The 22,703-nt window shown below is 59.5% G+C and carries 21 protein-coding genes and 1 tRNA gene; 10 read left to right on the plus strand and 12 right to left on the minus strand.

Annotated elements, in window-relative coordinates:
* Nucleotides 1-3: 3 nt before the first annotated feature.
* From K3166_RS07700 to K3166_RS07720, 5 genes are all read right to left on the minus strand, one after another.
* On the minus strand, nucleotides 4-615 hold the full coding sequence (locus K3166_RS07700) for a glutathione S-transferase family protein (RefSeq protein ID WP_221421708.1): 612 nt from the start codon (nucleotides 613-615) through the stop codon (nucleotides 4-6).
* Nucleotides 616-635: 20 nt separating this feature from the next.
* Nucleotides 636-1,085, minus strand: a complete 450-nt coding sequence (mce, locus tag K3166_RS07705; RefSeq protein WP_221421709.1) for a methylmalonyl-CoA epimerase — start codon at nucleotides 1,083-1,085, stop codon at nucleotides 636-638.
* Nucleotides 1,082-1,501: a hypothetical protein gene (locus K3166_RS07710; RefSeq protein ID WP_221421710.1), complete on the minus strand. Its 420-nt coding sequence runs from the start codon at nucleotides 1,499-1,501 to the stop codon at nucleotides 1,082-1,084. Before K3166_RS07710 ends, mce begins: the two co-directional genes overlap by 4 nt.
* On the minus strand, nucleotides 1,482-3,014 hold the full coding sequence (locus K3166_RS07715) for an acyl-CoA carboxylase subunit beta (protein ID WP_221421711.1): 1,533 nt from the start codon (nucleotides 3,012-3,014) through the stop codon (nucleotides 1,482-1,484). Before K3166_RS07715 ends, K3166_RS07710 begins: the two co-directional genes overlap by 20 nt.
* 67 nt (nucleotides 3,015-3,081) lie before the next feature.
* Nucleotides 3,082-3,792 (minus strand): TlyA family RNA methyltransferase, encoded by a 711-nt coding sequence (locus tag K3166_RS07720; RefSeq protein ID WP_221424014.1) that lies wholly within the window; start codon nucleotides 3,790-3,792, stop codon nucleotides 3,082-3,084.
* A 71-nt stretch (nucleotides 3,793-3,863) separates the two neighbouring features.
* On the opposite strand from K3166_RS07720, the gene K3166_RS13515 reads away from it, so the two are divergent.
* The 4 genes from K3166_RS13515 (at nucleotide 3,864) to K3166_RS07740 (ending at nucleotide 7,781) form a co-directional block, all read left to right on the plus strand.
* Nucleotides 3,864-4,418 carry a hypothetical protein gene (locus K3166_RS13515; protein WP_221421712.1) on the plus strand — a complete coding sequence of 185 codons (555 nt, stop codon included), beginning with the start codon at nucleotides 3,864-3,866 and terminating at the stop codon, nucleotides 4,416-4,418.
* A gap of 710 nt (nucleotides 4,419-5,128) precedes the next feature.
* On the plus strand, nucleotides 5,129-6,211 hold the full coding sequence (locus K3166_RS07730) for a branched-chain amino acid aminotransferase (protein WP_221421713.1): 1,083 nt from the start codon (nucleotides 5,129-5,131) through the stop codon (nucleotides 6,209-6,211).
* A gap of 2 nt (nucleotides 6,212-6,213) precedes the next feature.
* Nucleotides 6,214-7,152 carry an oxygen-dependent tRNA uridine(34) hydroxylase TrhO gene (trhO, locus tag K3166_RS07735; protein WP_221421714.1) on the plus strand — a complete coding sequence of 313 codons (939 nt, stop codon included), beginning with the start codon at nucleotides 6,214-6,216 and terminating at the stop codon, nucleotides 7,150-7,152.
* On the plus strand, nucleotides 7,152-7,781 hold the full coding sequence (locus K3166_RS07740; RefSeq protein WP_221421715.1) for a glutathione S-transferase: 630 nt from the start codon (nucleotides 7,152-7,154) through the stop codon (nucleotides 7,779-7,781). Before trhO ends, K3166_RS07740 begins: the two co-directional genes overlap by 1 nt.
* Here K3166_RS07740 and K3166_RS07745 read toward each other — a convergent pair.
* Both K3166_RS07745 and K3166_RS07750 read right to left on the minus strand, forming a co-directional pair.
* On the minus strand, nucleotides 7,778-9,841 hold the full coding sequence (locus tag K3166_RS07745) for an NAD(+) synthase (RefSeq protein WP_221424015.1): 2,064 nt from the start codon (nucleotides 9,839-9,841) through the stop codon (nucleotides 7,778-7,780). The genes K3166_RS07740 and K3166_RS07745 overlap by 4 nt on opposite strands.
* 270 nt (nucleotides 9,842-10,111) lie before the next feature.
* On the minus strand, nucleotides 10,112-11,116 hold the full coding sequence (locus tag K3166_RS07750) for a DNA topoisomerase IB (protein WP_221421716.1): 1,005 nt from the start codon (nucleotides 11,114-11,116) through the stop codon (nucleotides 10,112-10,114).
* 92 nt (nucleotides 11,117-11,208) lie between these two features.
* Here K3166_RS07750 and yghU point away from each other — a divergent pair, with 92 nt between their 5' ends.
* Nucleotides 11,209-12,060, plus strand: coding sequence for a glutathione-dependent disulfide-bond oxidoreductase (gene yghU / locus K3166_RS07755; protein ID WP_221421717.1), 852 nt, complete (start codon nucleotides 11,209-11,211; stop codon nucleotides 12,058-12,060).
* Nucleotides 12,061-12,084: 24 nt separating this feature from the next.
* Here the strand turns inward: yghU and argE are convergent, their stop codons facing one another.
* Nucleotides 12,085-13,236, minus strand: a complete 1,152-nt coding sequence (argE, locus tag K3166_RS07760) for an acetylornithine deacetylase (RefSeq protein ID WP_221421718.1) — start codon at nucleotides 13,234-13,236, stop codon at nucleotides 12,085-12,087.
* Between the two features lie 81 nt (nucleotides 13,237-13,317).
* Between argE and K3166_RS07765 the strand changes: the two genes are divergently transcribed.
* From K3166_RS07765 to K3166_RS07775, 3 genes are all read left to right on the plus strand, one after another.
* Nucleotides 13,318-13,392, plus strand: a tRNA-Gln gene (locus K3166_RS07765).
* A 46-nt stretch (nucleotides 13,393-13,438) separates the two neighbouring features.
* Nucleotides 13,439-14,950, plus strand: coding sequence for an acetyl-CoA acetyltransferase (locus K3166_RS07770; RefSeq protein WP_221421719.1), 1,512 nt, complete (start codon nucleotides 13,439-13,441; stop codon nucleotides 14,948-14,950).
* A gap of 64 nt (nucleotides 14,951-15,014) precedes the next feature.
* The gene (locus tag K3166_RS07775) at nucleotides 15,015-15,800 is read left to right on the plus strand and encodes an enoyl-CoA hydratase-related protein (protein WP_221421720.1); all 786 of its coding nucleotides are present in this window, start codon (nucleotides 15,015-15,017) and stop codon (nucleotides 15,798-15,800) included.
* A gap of 111 nt (nucleotides 15,801-15,911) precedes the next feature.
* Here K3166_RS07775 and K3166_RS07780 read toward each other — a convergent pair whose 3' ends face one another.
* From K3166_RS07780 to K3166_RS07790, 3 genes are all read right to left on the minus strand, one after another.
* Entirely contained in the window at nucleotides 15,912-16,292 is a 381-nt protein-coding gene (locus tag K3166_RS07780; protein WP_221421721.1) for a hypothetical protein, read from the minus strand.
* A gap of 156 nt (nucleotides 16,293-16,448) precedes the next feature.
* A complete protein-coding gene (locus K3166_RS07785) occupies nucleotides 16,449-17,669 on the minus strand; it encodes a vanadium-dependent haloperoxidase (protein ID WP_221421722.1) in 1,221 nt (406 codons plus the stop codon).
* A 274-nt stretch (nucleotides 17,670-17,943) separates the two neighbouring features.
* Nucleotides 17,944-19,779, minus strand: a complete 1,836-nt coding sequence (locus K3166_RS07790; protein WP_221421723.1) for a DUF885 domain-containing protein — start codon at nucleotides 19,777-19,779, stop codon at nucleotides 17,944-17,946.
* A gap of 285 nt (nucleotides 19,780-20,064) precedes the next feature.
* On the opposite strand from K3166_RS07790, the gene K3166_RS07795 reads away from it, so the two are divergent.
* Both K3166_RS07795 and K3166_RS07800 read left to right on the plus strand, forming a co-directional pair.
* Nucleotides 20,065-21,279, plus strand: coding sequence for a hypothetical protein (locus K3166_RS07795; protein ID WP_221421724.1), 1,215 nt, complete (start codon nucleotides 20,065-20,067; stop codon nucleotides 21,277-21,279).
* A gap of 167 nt (nucleotides 21,280-21,446) precedes the next feature.
* Nucleotides 21,447-21,911, plus strand: a complete 465-nt coding sequence (locus tag K3166_RS07800; protein ID WP_221421725.1) for a nuclear transport factor 2 family protein — start codon at nucleotides 21,447-21,449, stop codon at nucleotides 21,909-21,911.
* A gap of 92 nt (nucleotides 21,912-22,003) precedes the next feature.
* On the opposite strand, the gene K3166_RS07805 is transcribed toward K3166_RS07800, so the two are convergent.
* Nucleotides 22,004-22,654 (minus strand): alpha/beta hydrolase family protein, encoded by a 651-nt coding sequence (locus tag K3166_RS07805; RefSeq protein ID WP_221421726.1) that lies wholly within the window; start codon nucleotides 22,652-22,654, stop codon nucleotides 22,004-22,006.
* Nucleotides 22,655-22,703: the final 49 nt, after the last annotated feature.

The following is a 22,703-nucleotide window of genomic DNA, read 5'->3' on the forward strand; positions in this document are numbered from 1 at the left end:
CACTCAGGCTTGTGTACTTGGGCGGGCGGACACGCGCTCGTGCCAGCCGCGCAGGTTCTCGCAGTCTTCGGGCATCCCGCAGCCGACGAAAGTGGCGAAATCGGCGGTTGTCAGCAGGAGGATATCGGCGGCAGTAAAGCTGTCGCCGGCAAGATAGTCGCGATCTGCCAGCGCACCATCGAAGAACCGGAACGCCTCTGCCACTCGCGGAAGGTTGGTCTCGCCCCAATCGGCATTGCGGCCGGGCAGCGCGGCGGTGAACGGATGGGTGTGAACCCAGACCGCGCCAACCGGTGCCATCAGGATCATCTCGGCGCGGCGGCTCCACATCTCGATTTCCGCAATCTCGCGCGGAGAGGTGCCGAACAGCGGCGTCTCGGGGTGTACCGCTTCAAGATAGCGCATGATCGCCACGCTTTCGGCGATAATTGTGCCGTCATCCAGTTCAAGGATCGGCGTCTGGCCGCGCGGATTCTTGGCGACGAAATCCGGCGCCTTCTGCTCGCGCTTGGGGATCGAGACCTCCTGCATGGGAAGCTCGATGCCTTTCTCCGCCGCGAAGATGCGGACGCGGCGCGGATTGGGCGCGGGATTGGGGCTATCGTAGAACAGCATGTCGGTCGCTTCCTTCCCGGTCAGTTCGACCAGTGCGCGTTATCCTTGGGTGTTTCCATGATTTCGGTGAGCTGGCCCATCATGTCCTTGGGGTGGAGGAAGAAGATCGGCGTGCCATGCGCGCCCAGCCGCGTGGGGCCAAGGATGCGCTTGCCCAGTTCCTCGAACCATTTGCGCGCGTCCTCGATATCCTCGACCTCGTAGCAAACATGGTGCTGCGCGCCGGACGGATTCTTTTCGAGGAATTTGGCAATGGGGCTGTCTTCGCCCAGGGGCTCAATCAGCTCGATCTGGGTGCCGTTAGTCCCGTTCTGGCCGGGCGTGTCGACGAAGCAAACCTTCACGCCCTGCGCCTCAAGATCGAACGGCTTGTGGAAGCGCGTCGCGCCCATGACATCACGGTAATAGCGGATCGATTCCTCGATCGACGGCGTGGCGACGCCGATATGGTTGAGACGGCCGAGTTTCATATTGGTTCACACTTTCCCGCTCTAGCTTGAACGACCCTAAAAAGAGCCAATTCGCCGTAACTCTTTCGTAAGTCGTCAAACATGAGTGTTTCATCTTTAGCGTCTGGCTCTGTCCCAGACTTTTCGTCAAACTTCATGTTGCCTTCTCGAAGTATCGCGTCTCTGCAGGCCGCGACAACAGCGTCAGCAATTTCTCGGTTGTCGCCTTCGCTTTTAGCGAGACGATAGCCCCAGCGATGAATGCAATTCTCGGTTAAGGTCATCTGCTGCCAAGATTTTTGGGCCTTGTTTGCCGCACTAAGATCTATCGGCGTGGGTGCGTTGCAAATACGATCGTCGCCACCGCTAGCAATTTGGTTGCAGCTCGAAGCGAACAGCGCTGCGCAAAAGACGAGGCTATAGCGGAATATTATCATGCTTCTTCCACGGGTTCTCAAGCACCTTGCCGCGCAGCTTCCTTAGCCCCAGCGCAATGCGCCGCCGCGTCGAGTGCGGGTAGATCACCTCGTCGATATAACCGCGGCTCGCCGCCACGAAGGGGTTGGCGAAGCGGTCTTCGTATTCCTTCGTCTTCTCGGCAATCTTTTCCGCATCTCCGCGGTCTTGGCGGAAGATGATCTCCACCGCACCCTTGGCGCCCATCACCGCGATTTCGGCGGTGGGCCAGGCGTAGTTGAGGTCGCCGCGCAGATGCTTGGACGCCATCACGTCATAGGCGCCGCCATAGGCCTTGCGGGTGATGACGGTGATCTTGGGCACGGTCGCCTCGGCATAGGCGAACAGCAGCTTCGCGCCGTGCTTGATGATGCCGTTATGCTCCTGTGCGGTACCGGGCAGGAAACCGGGTACGTCGACGAAGGTGAGGATCGGAATTTCGAAGGCATCGCAGAACCGCACGAAGCGCGCCGCTTTCTTGGACGCATTAATGTCGAGCACGCCCGCCAGCACCATCGGCTGGTTCGCGACAACGCCCACGGTGCGGCCCTCCACCCGGCCGAAGCCGCAGATGATATTCGCGGCATGGTTCGGCTGGATTTCGAAGAAATCGCCTTCGTCCACGGTTTTCCGAATGACTTCATGCATGTCATAAGGCTGGTTGGCATTGTCGGGGATCAGCGTGTCGAGGCTGGGCACTTCGCGGTCCCATGCGTCGGCAGTGGGGCGTTCAGGCACGTCTTCACGGTTCGACAGCGGAAGGTAATCGAAGAAGTTGCGCGTCGCGAGCAGCGTTTCGATGTCGTTTTCGAAGCTGTTGTCGGCGACCGAAGTCTTGGTCGTGTGGGTCTTCGCCCCGCCCAGTTCTTCCTGCGTGACGACTTCGTTGGTCACCGTCTTCACCACGTCAGGACCGGTGACGAACATGTAGGAACTGTCTTCGACCATGAAGATGAAGTCGGTCATGGCGGGCGAATATACCGCCCCGCCTGCACACGGCCCCATGATGAGGCTGATCTGCGGCACCACGCCGCTGGCGAGCACGTTGCGCTGGAACACTTCGGCATAGCCGCCGAGAGAGGCCACGCCTTCCTGGATGCGCGCGCCGCCGCTATCGTTCAGACCGATCACCGGCGCGCCGACCTTCATCGCGGTGTCCATCACCTTACAGATTTTCTCCGCATGGCGTTTCGACAATGAGCCGCCGAAGACGGTGAAATCCTGGCTATACACATAGACGAGGCGGCCATTGATCGTGCCGCTGCCCGTCACCACACCGTCGCCGGGGATCTTCTGCTCGGCCATGCCGAAATCGACGCAGTCATGTTCGACATAGCGATCGAGCTCTTCGAAACTGCCTTCGTCGAGCAGCACGTCGAGCCGTTCGCGCGCGGTCAGCTTGCCTTTGGCATGCTGCGCATCAATGCGCTTTTGACCGCCGCCCATGCGGGCTGCTTCGCGGCGGCGTTCCATTTCGGCGATATTGGCGGACATGCTCTCTCCGTTAAATCTCTCGGCCAAGCGCCTAGAGCGGCAAGAGCCGAAGCGTCAACGGCTCCGATCAAACTCGATGGGCACTTATGAGGAATTCCACATTACCCTCCGGCCCTGTGATCGGACTTTCGACGATGCCCTGAACCTCGAAGCCAAGCCCCTCGACCCATGCGCGAACCTCGTCGCACACGCGCTGGTGAAGCACGGGATCGCTGACCACGCCCTTCTTGCCCACTTCGCCGCGCTCAACTTCGAATTGCGGCTTGATAAGTGCCAAAAGTCGGCAGTCCTTTTCGGCCAGTTCAAGCGGGCGCTCAAGCACCTTGGAAAGCCCGATGAAACTGGCATCGCAGACCACCCAGGTCACCGGGCGGTCGATCATTCCCGGGGTGAGAATGCGGGCGCTGGTCTGTTCAAGCACCGTGACGCGCTCGTCCTGCCGCAGCTTCCACGCAAGTTGGTTGGTGCCGCTGTCGACAGCGAACACATGCTCTGCCCCGCCCTGCAGCAGGACATCGGTGAAGCCGCCTGTCGAGCTACCGATATCCATGGCGGTCACCCCGCTCGGATCCAGTCCGAAGTGTTCGATCGCATGGGCGAGCTTGATCCCGCCGCGGCTGACCCAGGGATGATCGCGACCGCGCACGTCCAGCGGTGCATCCTCGGGCAATTGCTGGCCCGGCTTGACCATCTTCTGTTCGCCAGAGAAAACCAGCCCCGCCATGACGAGCGCCTGTGCCCGCGTGCGGCTTTCCACCAGCCCCCGGTCGACAAGCATCTGGTCGAGACGTTTCTTCGCCACTGTAAACTCCGTTTGAAACCAACGCCGTTAGCGCGCATTGAGCCTCTATGAAACCGATCTACGGACAATTTGCCGCCGCGCTCGCCCTCACCTTCGGTTTGGCCGCGTGCATCCCGCCCGCGCCGGAGCCGACCCCTGCGCCCAGCCCCGCACCCGTCCCGGCGCCATCACCCACTCCGATGCCCACCTCGGTTGCGCAGGCTCCTACCTTCGAGAACTGGATCGACGCTCCGCAGACGGCAGGGGACTGGCAGTACCGTTCGTTCCAGTTCGGCACGCAAGCTCTTTTTACCGGCACCTCCGGCGAGGAGTTCGTGATCCAGTGCCTGGGCGGACAGGGGCGAATCGGCTTGATGCGGCCCGGTTCAGCGAGCGGGAACCAACAGATGCAGATACGTACGGAGACGACCGACAGGACGCTGACGGCAAGCGCGACGAGCGACGGCCCGCAAGGCTTTGTCGCCTTCATTCCCGCACGCGACCCGCTACTCGATGCGATGGCGCTGACGCGGGGCCGTTTCGCAGTTGAAAGTCCCGGCATGCCGACGCTCTACCTGCCCGCATGGGCAGAGGTAACGCGTGTAATCGAGGACTGCCGCTAGAATCAAAAAGGCCCGCGCAAATCTGCCGGGCCACAAACACTTATTCTGACGTGGGAAAACTTTTTTACAAGCCTTGTTTTCGGCGCTGAAAAGCAACAAATTGTAATCAAGATCAGCGGCGCACGCGGTCTTGGATCCCGGTGAAACGGGGTTCTAGCTCACAAGCTTGAAAGGAGGTGATCCGATGTCTCATGGTTCAGTAGCGAGGTCGGTGAAGATCCCTACGGAGCATATTCGGTAATATTCCAGCCGAGTAAGGCTTTCGTGAGCGGCACTTCCGGCCGCTGACCATGCGAAGGGCAGCATCACCCAAGGGTGGCGCTGCCCTTCTCATTTGCACCTCATTTATTGATTAGAATTTGCCGAAGTATTGCCAAGCTTTTCATGGGTCTTCGAAGACGCTAAAGTATTTGTATGCGTCGATATCTCCGATATTCTCCGGCTCTGTCTCTTTTGATGCTTCCGCTATTCCCAACTTTTTTTGCAACGCCTTGGCCATGGAAATTGGCTGCCGGTATTGCTCTCGGGGTAACGTTCGTTCTTGCGACTTGGCTTGCATATCTGCCGCGTAAATGCGGCCACGGGTTGGTAAGCCAAAGTCGCCTGCCGATCTTCTTCTGGCCCTATGCGCTGCGCAATTGTCCGCATTGCGAGGCAAAGGAGTGGTAGCGCCTCTTGCGCTGACTGCCGCGAAATCCTAACCGCGCGTCATGGATTTCGAGCTCATCCCCCACCCCGCACCCGTCTCTGACGAAACGCGCCAACAGTCCCTGCAGGACCCCGGCTTTGGCAAGCTGTTCACCGATCACATGGTCGTCATCGACTATGACTCGGAAAAAGGCGGCTGGCACAAGGCAACCGTGGGTCCGCGCGAACCGATCAGCCTCGATCCGGCGGCGGCAGTGCTGCATTACGCGCAGGAAATCTTCGAAGGCATGAAAGCCTACAAGCAAGGCGATGACAGCCTTGCCCTGTTCAGGCCCGAACAGAATGCGCGCCGCTTTAATAAAAGTGCGCGGCGCATGGCGATGCCGGAATTGCCGGAAGAGCTGTTTCTTGAATCCATCCGCCAGCTGGTCGCCAAAGACCGCGCCTGGGTGCCGACCATTCCCGATGGCGCGCTGTACCTGCGCCCCTTCATGTTCGCATCCGAGGCCTTCCTCGGCGTGCGCCCCGCGACGCAGTATAAATACATCCTGATCGCATCGCCCGTCGGCGGTTATTTCAAGGGCGGCGCGAAAGCCGTGAAGATCTGGGTCAGTCGCAACTATACCCGCGCGGCGCCCGGCGGCACTGGCGCAGCGAAGACCGGCGGCAATTACGCCGCCAGCCTCGTTCCGCAGGCCGAAGGCATCGAGCACGGCTGCGACCAGGTGGTCTTCCTTGATGCAGTCGAGAAAAAGTGGGTCGAGGAACTGGGCGGCATGAACCTGTTCTTCGTGTTCGACGATGGCTCGGTCATCACCCCTCCCCTCACCGGCACGATCCTGCCCGGAATTACCCGCGACAGCCTGATCCAGCTGCTGCGCGAAGAAGGCCTCAATGTGCGCGAAGAGCCTTACAGCATCGATCAGTGGCGCGCTGATGCGACCGAAGGGCGCCTGATTGAAACGATGGCCTGCGGAACTGCCGCCGTCGTCACGCCGGTCGGAACCGTGCTCGGCCCCGATGGCGAGTTTAGCATCGGCTCGGGCGGGACCGGACAGATCACGCACAAGATTCGCGAAAAGCTGGTCGGCATCCAGAAGGGCGTTGTCGAGGATAAGCATGGCTGGACCATGCGGCTGGACTGATCATGTCCGAAGCTCTGCCGATTACCGTAGCGGCCCTTTATCGTTTTGCCGCGTTTGCTGATCCTGCATCGATGCGCGAACCGCTATTCGCCAAGTGCGAGGAGCTGGGCATCAAGGGTACGCTCCTGCTTGCCCGCGAAGGGTTGAACGGCACGATTGCAGGCACGGATAACGCCATCGGTGCGATTATCGACCACCTGCGCGCTCTGCCCGACTGCGCCGATCTTGAAGTCAAATACTCCTATGCCGCCAAAATGCCGTTCATCCGCCTCAAGGTGCGGGTGAAGCAGGAAATCGTGACCATGGGCGAACCCGATATCGACCCGCGTGCCAGTGTCGGGCGGTATGTGTCACCGGAAGACTGGAATGCGCTGATCGCCGATCCCGATACTGTGGTGATCGACACGCGCAATGATTACGAGACCGCCATTGGCACGTTCGAAGGTGCAGTCGATCCGCACACTGCCAGCTTCCGCGACTTTCCCGCATGGTTCCGCGAACACCGCGACGATCTGCTCGAAGGGCGCAAGAAGGTCGCGATGTTCTGTACAGGGGGCATCCGCTGCGAGAAATCGACCAGCTTCCTGCGCGCAGAAGGGGTGGACGAAGTCTATCACCTCAAAGGCGGCATCCTCAAATATCTCGAAACGGTGCCTGAAGAGGAAAGCCGCTGGCAGGGCGAATGCTTCGTATTCGACGAGCGTGTGGCGGTCGGGCACGGGTTGAAACAGGGCGACTACACGCTCTGTCGCGCATGCCGGATGCCGCTGGACGCAGACGATCGCCAGTCCCCCGACTTCGCCGAAGGGGTCAGCTGCCCGCACTGCATCGGCGACCGCGACGAAGCACAGCGCGCCCGCTATGCCGAACGCCAGAAACAGGTAGAACTCGCTCGCAAGCGCGGTGTCGGACACGTCGGCGTCAAGCCGCCCGGGCGCTGATGGGCGATCTTCCCATACTCTACAGCTTCCGGCGCTGCCCCTATGCGATGCGCGCGCGCATGGCGCTGTGGATCAGCGGGACACGGTGCGAACTGCGGGAGGTTAAGCTAGCTGACAAGCCTGCCGAAATGCTCGAGGCTTCGCCCAAGGGGACCGTGCCGGTGCTGGTACTGCCGGATGGGCAGACCCTTGAGGAAAGTCTCGACGTGATGCGCCATGCGCTTGGCCGCAGCGATCCAGAAGGCTGGCTCGCAGGTGAGGTCGAAGAATTGATCTCTCGCAATGACGGCCCGTTCAAGCATCATCTCGACCGGTACAAATACTATACCCGCCACGATACCGACCCGATGGAGCACCGCGCGGCGGCATTGGCGATCCTGTCCGAACTGGACGCGCGTCTGGAAGGTCAGGCGAACCTGTGCGGTGACACCCGCAGCATGGCGGATATCGCCCTGTTTCCCTTCATCCGGCAATTCGCAAATCATGACCGTGCGTGGTTCGATGCCTTGCCGCTGCCCCGGCTTCAGGCATGGCTCAAACGGCATCTGCAAAGCGAACTGTTCGCCTCTATCATGATGAAGCATCCGGTCTGGCAAACAGGCGACGAGGCCGTATTGTTCCCTGCTTAAAGCGGGGGCAAGGCCCGCTTCAGGTCTTCCAGCCAGACATCGGCGACCGCATCGCTCGGTGCGCGCCAATCCCCGCGCGGCGACAATGCGCCGCCTGCGCTGACCTTGGGGCCATTCGGCATCGCGCTGCGCTTGAACTGGCTGAGGCCGAAGAACCGTTTCACGAATTTTTCCAGCCATCCTGCAATCGTGGCAAGATCGTATTCGTTGCGGTTTTCCTGCGGGAAATCGATCGGCCACTGTCCGTCTTTCGCATCCTGCCAGGCGTGCCAGGCGAGGAAAGCGACATGGCTGGGGCTTTGGCCATAGCGGATCACATGGTGGAGGAAGAAATCGTTCAATTCATACGGCCCGATGATGGACTGCGTGGACTGGATTTCCCCGTCTTCGCCCGCAGGGACAAGCTCGGGGCTGATTTCGGTATCGAGGATCGCCAGCAATACGTCATCGACGCCGTCGTCGAACTGGTGCGTGGTGGTGGTCCAGCGGATGAGATACTGGATGAGCGTTTTCGGGACGCCTGAATTGACGCCGTAATGGCTCATCTGGTCGCCCACGCCGTAGGTGCACCAACCGAGCGCCAATTCGGACAAATCGCCAGTACCAAGCACGAACCCGCCGTGATGGCCCGCAAGACGGAACAGGTAGTCGGTGCGCAGTCCCGCCTGCACATTCTCGAAGGTCACGTCATAGACCGGTTCTCCTTCTGAGAACGGGTGTTCGATATCTTCCAGCATCTGCCTGGCAGCCGGCTTGATGTCGATTTCCTCTGCGCTGATCGAAAAGGCTTTCATCAGCTTCCAGGCGTTCGACTTGGTGTGATCAGATGTCGCGAACCCCGGCATCGTATAACCGCGAATATCGGTGCGGGGGCGGCCAAGCCGGTCCATCGCCTTGGCTGCAACCAACAGGGCATGGGTCGAATCCAGTCCGCCGGAAATCCCGATGGTGAGGCACTTGGCATGCGTCGCCTCGATCCGGCGCATCAGGGCATCGACCTGGATATTGAACGCTTCGTAGCAGTCCTCGTCCAGCTTTTCCCGCCGGTTGGGCACGAAGGGGAAACGGCGGACTGGACGGACGAGTCCGATATCCTTGCGTGCAGCACCATGTTCAAAACTGGCGCGGCGGTACCAATCTTCGGGCCGGTCAGCGGCGTCGGCAGCATCGCCCCAGGTCTGCATCCGCATCCGTTCGGCAAGTATGCGCCGCGTATCGATGTCCGTAACGCAAAGCTCAGGCTCGTGGTCGAACCGCACGCTTTCGACCATCAAATCGCCAAGTTCGTAGATCATGCCCTGCCCGTCCCACGAAAGGTCGGTCGTGCTTTCGCCGTATCCGCTGGCCGAATAGGCATAGGCGCAGACGAGGCGCGAGGAACTGGCGCGGGTCAGCATATGGCGCTCGTCCGACTTGCCGATAGTGATGTTGGACGCAGACAGGTTGAGCAGGATCGTCGCCCCTGCCAACGCCGCCCCTGTTGCGGGCGGATTGGGCGACCAGAAATCCTCACAAATCTCGATACCGAAAGTGAAGCCGGGCAGGTCCGACGCATTGAAGATCAAGTCGGTGCCGAAAGGCACGCTCTCACCGTTCACATCGATTTGTAAGCCTACGCAGTCGCGCCCGTGGCTGAACCAGCGCTTTTCGTAAAACTCGCGGTAGTTCGGCAAATAGCTCTTCGGCACCACGCCCAGGAGTTGACCGCGAGTGATAGCGATGGCGCAATTGTATATCCGCCCGTTCCTGCGCAGCGGCGCGCCGATCACCAGCACCGGAGTGAGGTCACGCGAGACGTCGACGATCTGGGCAAGATGGCGTTCGACTGATTCCAGAAGTGCGGTTTGCAGATGCAGATCGTCGATAGCGTAAGAAGACAGGCAAAGCTCCGGATAGAGCAGCAGGTCGACGCCTTGGCCATCGGCCTTGCGCGCCTGTTCGATGATCCCTTGCGCATTATATGCGACGTCGGCCGTACGCACCTTCGGCGTAGCAGTCGCCACCCGTACGAAGCCGTGGGTGTGCATGTCGTAGAAGGGATGCGTGTCGCTCTTGGCCATTTCCTGGTGGTCTTTCTGTTGGTCTTGCGCCGGCGCAATCCAGTCTGCCGGTTCACAGATACCTAATTCGGCAAGCTTGCGCTGGGCATCGGCACGGGCAATCCGGCCCTTGCTTTCCCAGCCAAATACCGTCTGAGTCTTGAAACCGTGCTGATCGGCGAAATCCGCTGCGGACAGCGCCGGGCGCTGCGCTTGACGCCATGCCTTCAGTTTCTGTCCTGCAAGGTGCATGTTGATGCGATTATCCTAAAAAGATAAACGCATCAACACTTACGCGGCTGCAAGCAGGTCCGCAGAGTGGGGTGAACCTTCGAGGAGCGCGATCAAGCCGCGTTCCTCACGCGTATGCCAACGGGTTGAACGCGGCAAGTTCATGGTATCGCGCCATTCTTCCTGCCGCTCGACAAGGTCGATCACCGCAGGGTGGATGTAGCTTTTTCGCGTGACCGCAGGCGTATTGCCCAGCTTCGTCGCGACGCAATCGAGCAGGTCCTTGATCGGCATCCGCCCATCGCCTTCCCACAGGGCTTTGAACGCCAAAACGCTTGCGTGCCAGGTGCGGAAGTTCTTCGCGGTGAAGCGTTCGCCCATCGTTTCTTCGAGATACTCATTCACATCGCTCGAACCGACCGACCGCACATCTCCGTCGTCATCCAGATATTGGAACACGTTTTGACCCGGCAGGTCCTGCATCTTGCGCACGATCCTGGCCAGGCTGCCATCGGTCAAAGTGACTTCGCGCATTTTACCGGACTTGCCCTTGTAGCGAAGGCTCAGCGTCTTTCCCGTCACATCGGCATGACGCTGGCGCAGCGTGGTGGCTCCGAAGCTCTTGTTGCGTTCGGCGTACCCTTCGTTCCCGATACGGACAGCGCCCAGGTCGAGCAGGCGAATCACGCTGGCGATGACCCTCTCGCGGGTCAACTTGCGGCCGCGAAGATCATCTTCGACCCGCTTGCGCACCAGCGGCAATAGTTTGCCAAATGTCACGCAGCTGTCGAACTTCTCACTTTCACGCGCGGCACGAAATTCGGGGTGATACCGGTATTGCTTGCGTCCCTTCGCATCGACGCCGGTTGCCAGGATGTGCCCGTTGTGCGCCGGACAAAACCACGCATCGACATAGGCCGGCGGCAATGCGACGGCGTTGAGCCGCTGCTTCTCGGCCCGGTCGGTAATCAGCGCGCCTTGGGGATCGTAATAGGCCCAGCCCCTCCCTGCCCCCTTGCGGGTGATGCCGGGTAGGCTGTCGTCGATATAGATGAGCTTCGTCATGGCGAAGGGAAGAACCGTGGCAGGGGTGTAGCGGTTCCCCATCTTGCGACGAACGGAAGGGTGAACTAGCCCTTTGCCCAAAGGAGACCCTAATGGCCGACGCAACCTATACCCCGCCCGCAGTCTGGACTCATGATGCCGAGAACGGCGGCAAGTTTGCCAGCATCAACGCCCCGACCGCCGGTGCCCGCGAACAAAAGGAACTGCCTGTCGGAGAACACGACTTCCAGCTCCATTCACTCGCCACGCCCAACGGCGTGAAAGCTACCGTGATGTTCGAAGAGCTGCTCGAAGCGGGGCATTCAGGCGCGGAATATGATGCCTGGACGGTCAACATCGGCAATGGCGACCAGTTCGGTTCGGGCTTTGTCGACCTCAACCCCAATTCCAAGATTCCCACCCTGCTCGACCGCAGCGGCGACACGCCGATCCGTATCTTCGAAAGCGGCGCGATCCTGATGCATCTGGCCGAAAAGTTCGGCGCCTTCCTGCCCACCGATCATACCCGCGCCGAAGTGCTCAGCTGGCTGTTCTGGCAGATCGGAAGCGCGCCGTTCATCGGGGGCGGCTTCGGTCACTTCTACGCCTATGCGCCCGAGAAGTTCGAATACCCCATCAACCGCTATGCGATGGAAACAAAGCGCCTCTTCGACGTGGCGGACCAGCGTCTGGCGCAAAGCGAATTCCTGGGCGGCAAGGATTATACCGTCGCTGATATCGCAGCTTGGCCGTGGATGGCGCCGTTCGTCGAAGGCACGATCTACAACGAAGCCAAGACTTTCCTCTCGATCGACGAATATGAAAACGTCGCCCGGTGGGCGAAGCAGATCGGGGCGCGGCCCGCCGTGAAACGAGGCCGCATCGTCAACAAGGCATGGGGTGATGAAGACACCCAGCTGCTCGAGCGTCATTCGGCCGCCGATTTCGAAGGCAAGAAGCTCTAGTTCGTTTGAGCGATGCGCTGAGCGTCAGGCTAATTGTCCGGCCAGACGGTCCATGAAGCGCGCTCCGGCCTCGAACTGCTCCGAAGCGATCCATTCATCGGGCTGGTGCGCCTGTTCGATCGAGCCCGGCCCGCAGATCAAGGTCGGAAATCCAGCCTGTTGAAACTGCCCGCCTTCCGCCGCGTAAGCGACCCGGGAGGCGGGCGCATTTTCGCCGGTTAGCCGCCGAACGAACGCTACAGCATCGTCGCTTCCGTCCGGCGTCATCGGCGGAGCGCTGGCGATCTGGGTCAGCTTGACCCCTGTGCCCGCAAAGCGCGCCTTCATCGAAGCATCAAGCGCAGCGCATTGGTCCTGCAAGGGCGCCAGAACGGCCGCAGTATCGACGCCGGGAGGCGCCCGGAGATCAAACACGAACCGCGCATGTCCGGCCAGGATATTGGCCGCGGTCCCGCCTTCCATCTCGCCGATGGTGAGCGTCGCCTGCGGCGGGTCGAAACCATTCTCCACATCGGCCTCGGCCTCAAGCTTGCGAGCGATGTCGCTGAGGTGCGACATGATTTCCACGGCGACCATATTTGCAGAAATGCCGTGACCGGTAAGCGAGCTGTGCGCTTCGTGGCCGCGAATTCGCACCTCGAAAACGCTGATCCCCTTGTGACCAGTGATGATCCTCATGCTGCTGGGTTCACCGATGATCGCTAGACGCGGTGCAGGAATGCTCGCAGCCATCCGTTCGATCATGGCAGGCGCGCCCTGGCAGCCGACCTCTTCATCATAGCTGATGGCGAGATGCACGGGACTGGCGCCCTTCACAAAGCGAGGGACATGCGCCAGCGCCAGTGCGAGAAAGCCCTTCATATCGGCCACGCCGCGGCCATAAAGGCGTCCCTCAGCCTCGCGCACCGCCCACGGATCGCTGCTCCACGCCTGTCCTTCCACAGGCACAACATCGCTATGGCCTGAAAGAATCACTCCGCCTGCCACGGATGGTCCGCAAGTGGCGAAGAGATTGGCCTTGTTGCCCGCCTCGTTCGCGACGCGCTCTGCCTGCACCCCGAATTGCGCGAGATAATTTTTCACCCATTCGATCAGAGCCAGATTGCTGCGCGACGAGGTCGTGTCGAAGGCGACAAGCGTGTCGAGGATAGAGCGGGCAACAGCGGTGTCGGTCATGGCCATGCTATCGCTTATCGCGCGCTGCGCTGCTACCCCCTTCACATTCCTGCCGAGCGCGTTATAGGAGCGCCCGCCTGCTGGGGTGTAGCCAAGTGGTAAGGCAGCGGTTTTTGGTATCGCCATTCGCAGGTTCGATCCCTGCCACCCCAGCCATTTTCTTTCATTTGCGAAAATCCGCATGGCGGCTAACCGTGTAGTCATGACTGCACTCGGCCCAGCAAACACACCTGTTATCATCGGCGTTGGCCAAATCAACGACCGGCCCGGCGATCCCGCGGACGGGCTCGACCCCATCGGCCTGATGGCAGAGGCGCTGCGCCGCGCCGATGGCGACGCTGGCGGCGGCTGGTTACAGGACTGCGATTCGCTGGCCGTGGTGGCGCAGCTTGGCTGGCCCCATTTGAACCCGGTTGATGGCAAGCTGGCCGAAACGCTCGGCATTGATCCGGCCCACCGCGAGCAGACGGCGATACCCAGCGGCGATAGCCCGATCCTGCTCCTCCATGAAGCAGCTAACCGGATCGCGGCGGGCGAAGCTGTCGTTTGCGCCGTAGTTGGGGCAGAAGCCTTGCGCACAGCCGCCCAGCTGGCCGCTTTGAAACCGCGCAAAGACAAGGCTAAGCCGAACGCCCTTCGCGATGCGAAACACCGTCAGACCATAGGATACGGCCAAAGCTTCGGCCTTGTGGTCCCGACCGATGTCTATCCGCTCTATGAAAACGCCTGCCGCGCTGCCTACGGACAGACCTTGGAGGAAGGCCAGGCAGAAAGCGGTGCGATCTGGGAGAAAATGAGCGAGGTCGCATCGCGCACGCCGAGCGCCTGGCTCCGCACGCCGGTCACAGCCGAAGAAGTCGTGACGCCGACAGAGAATAACCGCCTCATCGCGTTCCCCTACACCAAGCTACAGGTGGCAAATTCGTCGGTGAACCAAGGCGCGGGCTTTCTCGTTACAAGCCTCGCGGAGGCGCGCAGGCGCAATGTTCCGGAAGATCGACTGGTTTACCTTGGCTACGGCGCTGCGGCGCGCAAGGACGGCGATTTCCTCGCCCGTGATAGATACGACGCGTCCTTCAGCCTGACTGTCTCGATCGAGGAAACGCTGAAGTTGAACGAAGTGTCAGCTGACGATCTTGCGCATGCCGAACTCTATTCCTGTTTCCCCTGCGTCCCGAAAATGGCCCGCAGGGTCCTGAACTGGCCGCTCGACAAACCGGCGACTGTCTTCGGCGGACTGACGTTCGGCGGAGGACCTATCGGCAATTACATGAGCCATGCTGTTGCCGAAATGGTCGAACTGCTGCGCGGGACGAAGGACAAGGGTCTGCTCTTCGCCAATGGCGGCTATGCCACCTATAGCCACACGATCATGCTGTCGGGTGCACCAACCGGTGCGACCTTCCCGCAAGACTTCGACTTTCAGAAAAAAGCCGACGAAAAGCGCGGCCCCATTCCGGACATGGACGAAAACTATGCCGGCCCTGCGACAGTGGAAACCTATACCGTTTTCTACAATCGGGATGGCAGCGTTCGCGGCGGAGTTGTCGTGGCTCTGACACCGCAGGGCGCCCGCACGCTTGCAGAAATTCCCGGTGGTGATGAGGCGATGATCGCCTTTTTCACCGATGGCTCAGCAGAGCCCGTTGGCACACAGGGGACCATCTCAACCGGTGATGGCGGTCTCGCGCAGTGGCATATGGCTTCGCAATAGGTTGCAATACCGCACCTGTTTGCCCAAACGGAGCCGACAACAGAATTTGAGAGGACGAGGACCCATGAGCGATTTCGAAATGATCAAGACGACCCGCGATGGCCCTGTGCTCACGATCACGCTCAACCGGCCCGAACGCCTCAATGCCTGTCCGCCGCAAATGGCCGACGAGATATTCACTGCCATTCGCGATCTTGGCGATGCACGCGCGGTGCTGATGCGCGGCGAAGGCAGGGCATTTTGCTCGGGCGCGGATCTGGCTGCCAATGCAGAGATGTCGGTTAGCGGCGGCGACCGTGCATTTGCCTCACTCAGCCAGCATTACAATCCAATGGTGCAGGCGCTCGCCGCCTTGCCCGTGCCGGTTGTATCCATGGTCCAAGGACCCGCAGCAGGTGTGGGTTGCTCGATCGCGCTCGCGGCAGATTTCGTACTGTCCGGAAAGAGCGGCTATTTCCTCCAGGCCTTCGTCAATATCGGCCTCGTGCCCGATGGCGGGTCAAGCTGGATGCTTCCGCGCCTGATCGGCACAGCCCAGGCCACGCGCATGATGATGCTGGGCGAGAAGATCCACGGCGAAGAGGCAGAGCGAATCGGCCTCATCTACAAATGCGTCGAAGATGATGCCTTGGCTTCCGAGGCGGAAGCGCTGGTGAACAAGCTTGCCAATGGCCCGACAGTGGCGCTTGGCCAGATGAAGCGAACTTTGCGCGACGGCCTTCAAGCCGACTTTCCCGCCACCCTTGCATCTGAAGCCAACGGCCAACGCATAGCGGGCAGCACGCAAGATGCTGTCGAAGGAGCCATGGCTTTCCTGCAAAAGCGCAAAGCCGAATTCAAGGGCGCATAGCCATCGCCTTGGCTGCTCCGCGTCTGTCTGCGTGATAGCGATCCAACAGCACCTCTCATGAAAAAGGCGGCCCTCAGGCCGCCTTTAACATCATGCACTTGGCCCTGCTTTTTAAGCAGGTGTCACGGTGACAGTTTCGCCAGAGTCACTCGTCGAGGAGAAGCTACCGTCTTCGGCTGTCGCTTCATTGAGCCAGCATTCTGCTTCGTCTTCGCCGGTATCTGTGAAGCAAATCTTGCCATCGACAACTTCGGATGTGCCGCTCGATGGATTGCCGTCATCGTCAACGCCGGTCCAGTTGCCATCCGCGTCAATCGAGAAAGGTGAACTGTCATCGCCGCTTTGGACAATGTAGTCGCCGGGAGCCACGCCGCCGGGTACGACAGCAACTTCCTCTACCGCTGGTTCGGCCGCCGGCTCAGCCTCTGGCTCTGCTGCTGGCGAACAGGCCATGACTGCAAGACTGGCCGCGAGTGTGACATAAAATTTCATAATACCCCTCCTGTTTGAAGGGTTGTGACTTATCACACAGGCTGATGGCGGCCAAATCGCCCACGCAACCGATTGATGCAGATATGATTTCCGATCTCGGTCTCGTGCAATTGACGTGCGAATCTAACCTCGACAATGGAGAGAATCTATCGTTGGCTATTCCCGAGGCGGCATCAGCTTCAATGTTTCTGCCGCAACCGTCCGCCCAATGTCTTCAGCGGCATCGTTTGAGAAACGGTAGTGAACGCCGCCAACAATTCGTGAAAATGAAACCTCTTCCACCCATTGATCAAAGGTAGGCAGAACCTGCACCACGGCATAGTCGAGAGACCGCGAGCCAACTTGCACTCCGCCAGGGGGCGCATCACCCACCTCCGCCTTCAATACCTCAGCTACCGCTGAAGCCCAGCTGCAGTGCGCGCAAGGATACTCAGGATGGTTTGGAGTGCGGATATAGGGCTCCCAGCCTGGGTCCATTTCCGTTTCCGGACTTCCGTCAATATCAGCGTTCCGGATAGCGGTAATCGGCCGCCAGAAGTTATTCCGCAATTTTGCCAGGCCGGTAATTACGCCGGTGTCATCTGTCGCCATGTAAAGCAGTGCTATCATCCGCGCATTGGTCGACGTGCTCCGACCAGGCATGTCCGCGATAGCTTCCAGCGTAGGCATGATAATCGGAGTGATCCGGTATCGGGCGATCCGGCTTTGCAGTGATGTTCTTTCAGTGCTTTCTTTTCCGCCAAGTCGTTTGACTTCGTTGAAGTCTCGCGCCCAGACTTCGCTGCTCAAATCAGGCGGCGGGGGCGGCATGTAGGCTTCAGGATCTTCGAGCGACCAGAACGGCAAATTCGCATACCAATCGGGAAATACGGGCAATTGAACAGGGACCCAGGTGCCTGGCGCTGTAACTGGCCGATAGGGGGTCGCGACCCGCTCCGGATCGACAGCTCCAGCCATCAATGCAGCAGCCCCTGCGCGTTTGCCAACCGCTACTCCACGCTCCAATTCGTCGCCCTGAGGAAGCGTTGCCAAGGCGAGTTCATAGCTGCGCTCGATATCTTCGCTTCTCGAACTGAAATGTGCCAGCAAGACGTGTTTCGCAGCGGTCATTACAGCCGCTTCTACGGAAGCTTCGGCCTCCTCTGGAGGAAACGATAGATGGCTTTCATAATCCTGCTCGATCGCGTTCGCAGCTTCGAACATCGCCAATGCAAGCTGGGTTTGAGCAAAGAAACGCTCGGGCGAACTGGACGATTCTTCCCCGCTCGCGATTGTGCGGCCGAACTCGGCCCAATCTGTAACAACGTCAGCATGCGCCGTGGTGCCAGCGCCTAGTGTTCCAAGCATAGCCGCAACGGCCACGAACTTCTTCATCATCAGTCCACCCCCCGATATGAACGAGGAGACTAACACTGCTCTGCACACTTGCAATTGCTACATTGGGGTACAGCTGGCTTTCAAACCCCGGCATAATCAGCGGGGCCGCTAACAAGACTTGGGCTGATCGGCATCTGCGAATATCGAGCCGCGTATCGCCCCGCCCTATCTCGCCATCCTTCCCCGATGACCAAGAACATCAAAGTTCACGTCAGCAATGGATGGCATAGCTGCGTCTCTCGCGACGCATCAGCTATCCACGCCCCTGAGTGCATTACTCCTTCGCAGGGGAAGCTAAACTGGTCGCAATCCATGCATCCACCCGCCTCTCCAGAACGTCGAGCGGTACGGGGCCGGAGAGCAATACCACATCGTGAAATTCCCGGATGTCGAATCGCTCACCCAAAGCTTCCCGCGAGCGTTCGCGGAGTTCCATGATCTTGAGCTTCCCGATCATGTAGGCGGTCGCCTGACCTGGATACACGATGTAGCGCTCGATCGCTTTCCGAACGTCCCCTTCAGGATTTGGCGTGTTGGTTTGCAGCCATTCAATCGCCTGTTCCCGCGACCAGCGCTTGTGATGGATACCGGTGTCCACGACCAGCCGCGCCGCTCGCCATAATTCCATGCCAAGGCGGCCGAAATCGGAATAGGGATCGGTATAGAAACCCATGTCCTTGCCCAGCTCTTCCGAATAGAGACCCCAGCCCTCGGTATAGGCAGTCACACCGCCGAACCGCCTGAACGGCGGAACGTCGCCTAGTTCTGTCTGCACAGCGCGCTGCAAGTGGTGACCTGGCACACCCTCGTGATAAGCGAGTGCTTCCAGCTCGTTCTTCGACATGTCTCGCAGATTATAGAGGTTGACGTAGTATGTGCCCGGCCGGGACCCGTCAGGTGTAGGTGACTGGTAGAATGCCTTGCCCGCCGATTTCTCACGAAATTCCTCGACCGGTTTGACGCGCAGTTCTGCTTTGGGAAGCGTATTGAAATAGCGGGGAAGCTCGGCTTCCATGGCTCCAAGCACCTTCGCTACATCTGCGAGGTAAGCCTCCCTCGTGGTATAGAAATACTGATCGCCGCCGCGCAGGTGGGCGAAGAATTCCTGCAAGGTGCCTTCGAACCCGACTGTCTGCATGATCGCCCGCATCTCTCCGTGGATGCGTTCAACCTCCCGCAATCCCAGCGAGTGAATCTGATCGGCGGAAAGATCAGTCGTCGTGTAATTGGCCAATCGCTCGGCATAGTATTCAGCTCCGCGAGGGAGGCGCCAAATGCCATCGTCTGTCGGAGCGTTCGCTTGCTGGCGTTCCATCTCGGCGATCATTCGGCGATAGGCCGGCGCCATATCGTCAACCATCGCCGCAGCGCCGGCAGCTATCAGCCGATTCTTCTCGGTATCGGAAATCTCAAGCGCGCCGACCTTTTCCTTGAGATCGGCGAAAATCGGTGAATCATCGCCCGCTTCGAAAGGGGTACCTTTGATGACATTCTTGGCGTCGCTGATCACATAAGCATAGACCCAGCGCGGCGGCGTGACGCCAGCCGCAGCCCTCTCCGCGCTCTCAGAGATCGCCTGGTCAATCAGTGTATCTGCAGACTGCAAACGGCTGATATAAGCTTCGGCGGTCGCGAGGTCGGACACGCGGTGTATGTTGATGAGGAAGCTTGGGACAAAACTTTGCAGCCCATTCATCTGGTCGAAGAGGAAATAATTCTCGCGGAACTCGTAGGCTGCGGTGCTCCGGGCGACCTTCGCTTCGAAAAGATCATACGACAGGCGATCTTCCGTGTTGAGGCTGGCGCGGTCAAACTGATCACGCATTTGCGATACTGTAGCGATGTCGAGCGCCCGGCTCTTTGCATCAGCAGCGTCCGACAGCTCGTTCCACTGTCCATAACTTTCATCGACAATGCCGCGATAGGCTTTCGAAACCGGCGACATGGCCAACTGCGCCGTATCGTAATCTTCGAAAAGCTGAGCGAGCTGAGCACTCTTGTTCGCTTCAGGAGCAATCGCTTCACTCGGGGAACTAGCCACCCCGACCGGCGTCGGAGCTGTCGCGCAAGCGGAGAGCAATGCAGTGGTGCTGAGCAGCAAAAGGCGCATGGTATAATCCTCGAATTCTAAAGTTGGCCGACCCTAGCTAGAGTTGAAGCGACATGGCCAGCCCCCATGCCTGCTCTCATTGCCACTACCTGCGAACAACATCGGATTTCTGCGGCGCCGTGTCAGGACACCGCCGCCCACCGCGTAAGGTGAATATCGGCCCTACAAATAAAGGCGCTCTCGATTCCAGCGGCGAGAAGTCGTTGGCCGGGTGGCAACGATTGGCAAATCCACGGTTCGGATGTTAGGCACCGTCCACCGGGTCGCAAGCTTGGGGACAATGCAATGTTTCGAAAACTTCTAGCCGTCCTCGGTGCTCTGTCGGCATTCGCCATCAGCGGGCAGTCCGTGGCCCAAGATGATACCGGGAAATATCTTTACGTCTGGGTTGGCGATCGCGCCGGTGAGGGAAACGACTTCATCGCGGTTATTGATGCCGACCCGGGCTCCACAAACTACGGCCGGATCGTCACAAGCAAGGCTTCCGACCAACAGAGCGTGAATGCGCATCACACTGAATATGAGATGCCCGCAAGCGGCATGCTGTTCGCAAATGATCACGACGCGAACCGGACGGTAATTTTCGATCTCACGAACCCGTTGGAGCCGCGCCAGGCCGCGGCATTTACGAGCCTTGGCGGCTATAACATGCCGCACAGCTTCGCTCGCCTGCCGAATGGCAACGTCCTCGCGACATTCCAACACGCAAAACACCAGGCTGGTATGAAGATGCCGATCTTGAGCGGCGGGATCGTGGAAATTAACGACGCAGGCGAGATGGTGCGTGCGGTCGGGAACGCTGATCCTGCATTCGCCGACGAAGGCCTGCTGCCCTATGGCTTGGCAGTCCTCCCTGAGATTGACCGGGTACTCGTCACCAACTCCCCCATGGGCGACGACTGGCTGATGACCAGCAACACCTACCAGGTCTTCCAGCTATCAAATCTCGCACTTCTCGGTACATATCGCCTTGATCCCGGCCCCCGCCTCAATGGTCATATCTCCCCGGAAGAACCGCGGGTCGGGCCGGATGGCGCAGTCTATGTGCACACCCTGTCATGCGGATTGCAGCGCGTGACCGGCCTCGACGGCCCAGCTCCCCAAGCGCAGTTGGTGCACCAATATCCGGGAAACTGGTGCGGCGTTCCCACGATAATGGGCCGATACATGGTGCAGGCCGTGCCCGACATCCATTCCTTCGTTGTCCTCGATATTTCAGACGGGGCTCAACCGGTGGAGGTCTCTCGCCTCGACATGGGAGAGGACTTCGATCCTCATTGGACAGCTTGGGACACCGAAATTCGCAGGCTCGTTGTGACCCCCAGCAAACCTGGCCAACGGATGTATCTTCTCGAGCTCGATGAAGCGACGGGAGCACTGACGATAGATGATCGCTTCCGCGGCGAAGACAGCGAGGTAGGTTTTAGCTTCGGAAGGCGAAACTGGCCTCACGGGTGGACCGGGGAAGGCGCACCTCACGGTGCCGTCTTTTCGCGCTGAACGAAAATGGTAGCGGAGAGGGACTCGCCCCTAGAAACGCGGATTTGCATTCGAAACGAATAGGCCTAGTGTGGCGAGCACAGGGGCCCAAAAAAAATCAATAACTGAGGTCGCCTTCTCCCTGTTGGAAGCCCAGGCAATTCGCCGGGCCAGATAAGGGATCTTTTATGCGAACTGTTAAATTCGCCATCACTGCTTTCGCATTGGGTGCGTTTGCGGCACCGCTAAGCGCACAGCAGTGGACCGACAACCAGACCGAAGTGTGGACTTATGTCTCGGAATCGTGGTCAGAACACGTCGATCCCGGGACTTGGTCCGAAGAGCTCGACCCCAACGGTTATGGCTGGAACACTGATTATCCAGTTCCAACCTCGCGCGATCAGATGGCGGCGCGCACCCGCGTTTTCGGCGCCGAGGGCAAAGTGCTCCACTACCAACTGGATCCCATCAAGATCGCTGTTAGCGGCGATACCGCTATTGCCTTTTATTACGCCAACGTTGTTGAAACCAATTACGAAGGCAAGCGTGAGAACAGCACGGAACGTTGTGCCGATACCTTGGTAAAGCGAGGTGGCCAGTGGCGTTTCCTCGGTTGGTTCTGTGAAACCAAGAGCTCGGGATCGGACGACTAATTCGATAGGTTGCAGCGGTTCGCCCGGCAAAGCGCCAGCCGGCGAACCGTTCGATTTGGCGAGATCGAAACAAAGAAAAAGAGCAGTCGAATCTACTGAAATGCGCAGAATTCGGGTCGCGAGCCATGAGGGGCTACGCTTATGATTCTGGAGAAGAGCGCAGGATTGCGCGGCCATTTGACTGACCCGTCTGCCGCAAATGGCGCACCCGTCGATGATCCTTCGAGCACCATTGATGCATAAGCACCGGGCATTTCGTGTGCCGCTGCGAGCACTGTCCAGCCGCCCATGCTGTGCCCTTCCAAGCCGATCTGAGTTGTATCGACCATCGGCAAGGATCGAAGATATTTCAGACCATCCGGGCCGCCAATACCATTCGAGAATGCTGCGCCGCCGCTATATCCGTGCCCGGTCTGATCGAGCGAAAGAACAACGTAACCGCGGCGGGCGAATTCAATGGCGAAACCGTCCTGTGTCTCGCGTGAATTGATGTAACCATGAACTGCAAGAACACCTGGGGCGGGCGTGTCGGCAGTGGCGTTTTTGGGCACGTACAGCAGAGCGCTCATGACGGTACCGTTCGTGCCGGTAAACCGTATGTCCTGAACAGTAGTGCCATCGGTTGTGCGGATAGTGTGCGCAAGAAATGCACCTGCCAGGACAATGGCGAATCCGGCGACGATCAGCCACCAGCGCCGCTTGGGGGCTACGGTCTTAGCTGTAGCTTGAGCCGAGATTGTCAATCGAGCTTCCCCCTCGTTAATCCCCAAAGCGATCGCTGAAGAGAATGCC

It is taken from the genome of Qipengyuania psychrotolerans, from assembly GCF_019711355.1.
GTDB lineage: Bacteria > Pseudomonadota > Alphaproteobacteria > Sphingomonadales > Sphingomonadaceae > Qipengyuania > Qipengyuania psychrotolerans.